The 1,671-nt window shown below is 62.8% G+C and carries 1 protein-coding gene; it reads right to left on the bottom strand.

Annotated features, from left to right (window positions below; translation table 11 throughout):
• Window positions 1-440 precede the first annotated feature (440 nt).
• The gene (locus tag ACZXDY_RS45800) at window positions 441-1,598 is read right to left on the bottom strand and encodes an IS110 family RNA-guided transposase (protein ID WP_464349996.1); all 1,158 of its coding nucleotides are present in this window, start codon (window positions 1,596-1,598) and stop codon (window positions 441-443) included.
• Window positions 1,599-1,671 lie beyond the last annotated feature (73 nt).

Raw genomic sequence — 1,671 nt, 5'->3', positions numbered from 1 at the left:
ATCAGTTTCTTTGTTCGATCTCAAAGCCCGTTTCTTCGTCCCGACCCGCCGTTCGCTGACGTCGGCGCGCGCAGGAGCTGTCAAGGTTGGCCGTTACGCCAACCTTGCGGCATGCTCCGAGCTTGCCAGGCCATACCTTGACAGCTTCGAGCACGACGGCACGCTTGGTGCGATCGGGATGACGATCAGAGGGGAACCCGCTTTCGGGCGCGGATCAGTCGCGCCGCAACCTTGTATCCGGTGGGTCCAAGGACCCGAACCATGATGCAGTCATACGCATCGGCAGCGAAGCTCCGAAGCGGCGGGCCCATTCTCCCTTTCGGCATTGAAAGCCAAGGAAACACGTCGGGACTCCGCCACCTCGAACCGTCATCGGCGACCCGTCACCAGCGGACGGACCGGGCCGAAACTGTTGGGTATCCTTTAGTGACCTCGCTTCACTATGCCGGCCGCAGGACGACGCCATCCGGCACGACGCCCTCCCGCACGAGACGCCACAGCGCGATTAGTAGCTTGCGCGCCAAGGCCACGATCATGGTCTTGCGAGCGCCGCGGGCGCTCTCAGTGCGGGCTCGAAACCACTGCGCTAAGGTGCTGTCCTTCTGGAACATGAGAAATCGCCAAGCCAATTGGATCATGCCTCGTCGAATCCGAGCGTTGCCGGAACGGGTCAGCCCTTTCTCGCGGCGTTTTCTGCCGCTCTCGTCGGGCGCGCCCGTGAGGCCGGCATAACGCGCTACAGCCCGTCGGTCGCGCATGCTTCGCGACAGTACCTCCTGCACCAACATGTCGGCCGTCTCGACACCGACCCCGATCACGCGCGCCAACAGGCGCACCATTGCGTGGGGTCCATCACTGGGCGCTTGCTTGAGGCACTCCAGGCGAGCGCGCTCGATCTGCCGTATCTGATCGCTGACAAGCCGCCGGCGCGCCATGTCGCGACGCAGCTCAGCCAGCGTGTTGGGCGGGATCGGCTCGCCCTCAGGGGTGCGCAAGCCGTCAAGGCGTTCGGCGGCCTTCTTCAGCTTGGGATTGAAGCCGCGGATGCCCAACCGGATCAACGCCGCTTTCATTCGATTGACGATCCGACTTTGCTCTCCAACGAGGCTCTCGCGCTCGCGGTGAGGGCGCTTGGCATCTTCGTCCTTGATTGTCGGGATTGCGACCATCTTGCAGTGATCACGCTCGCCGCGCAACCAGCCGAGAAGAGAGCGTTTGAGCAGCTCGGTGTCGAGACGATCGGTCTTGGCGCGCCGGTGCTCGCGCGATACCGCGACGCTCGATGCGTGAATGACATGGGCCTCGATATCGCGCGCCCTGAGCCAGCGTGCCAGCCAGAAACCGTCACGGCCGGCTTCGAAAGCGACCACGATGCGTTTGATCCGATACCCTGCCTTCGTCGCTTCCTCTCGCCATCGATACAGCAACTTCAGCAATGCGCTCTCGTCGACCGCGAGCTTCTTTAGCGGCTGGCGCTCGACGCCAGGCACGATGCCTGCAACGAGCCAACTCGACAGGCTCATCTCGATCACTGCGATCAGCGTCCCGTCAGGATCGAGGGGGCTCGCGGATCGGCTCAAATCGTTCAACTTTTGCAAGGGGCGCTCCATCGGTTCATATCAGCAACGATGGATGCAATATCCTCGCCGCCGCCCCATAGCATCTCCCTTG

The sequence above is a fragment of the Bradyrhizobium sp. LeoB3 genome, from assembly GCF_055456055.1.
This window is presented reverse-complemented; position numbering and strand designations above follow the sequence as displayed.